We start from the raw sequence: 933 nt of genomic DNA on the forward strand, positions 1-933 counted from the left end.
GTTTTGCAATAGATAGACCTAGCCCATTGCCACCTTGTTTTCGACTTCTCGCTTTATCGACTCTATAAAAACGGTTAAGAACAAATGGTAAATCCGATTCAGGTATTCCCGTTCCATGATCTATTATGCGAATATTAATTTCCCCCGACTRTATACTTGATTCAATACAAATATACTTATTAGCTTCTTTTGTATATTTCACTGCATTATCCATTACAATAATACTAATTTGTTCTAAGTAAGATGGTGGTATTGAAACATACGCTTCATCTGCATCTAATTTCATATCAAATTGAACGTCAGGTTGCAGTACTGCAAAGTTTTGTGTAACTTGTTTTAATACGCTATTAACATGGACTCGTTCGGCTGCTATTGGATGCATCTGGTCTGATTCAGCTCTTGATAGCTCTAGCAATTCTGAAACTAATTTATTTCATCGATCTACTTCTTTTAGACTGGATTGAAGAGATTTATCCAATAATGCTGAATCATTTTTCCCCCATCGATTCAGCATTGATAAGTGCCCTTGAATAATTGTTAATGGTGTTCTTAATTCATGCGATGCGTCTTCTACAAACTGTTTTTGCTGTGTAAAAGAAGTTTCTACTTCATCCATCATTTCATTAAAAAGAATCGATAATTTTGCGAGTTCATCATTATTTTCTCGTACTGGAACTCTTTCATTTAGTCCGTTTTTCTTAATACGCTTCATCGTATCCGTTATGTTTTGGACACTTGATAAAAGCTTTTTCGTTATAAGTATCCCGCCTAAAAAACTAAACACTAATCCACATATCCCTGCAAAGACCATTACCACTAAGATAATTTTTAATAAATGATCAAATGTCTCTAAGTTTTTCGTAAGTTCAATAGTTCCCGTGAATTTTTTTGTTTGAATTGGTATGCGCTCAACTAATATTCGATCTTCTATAT

At 33.6% G+C, this 933-nt stretch carries 1 pseudogene; it reads right to left on the reverse strand.

The window, feature by feature from the left end:
- A pseudogene (locus AC1DTM_RS28880) lies at positions 1-933 on the reverse strand (HAMP domain-containing sensor histidine kinase); the annotation flags it as partial.

The sequence above is a fragment of the Bacillus sp. P4_D3 genome (genome assembly GCF_056401855.1).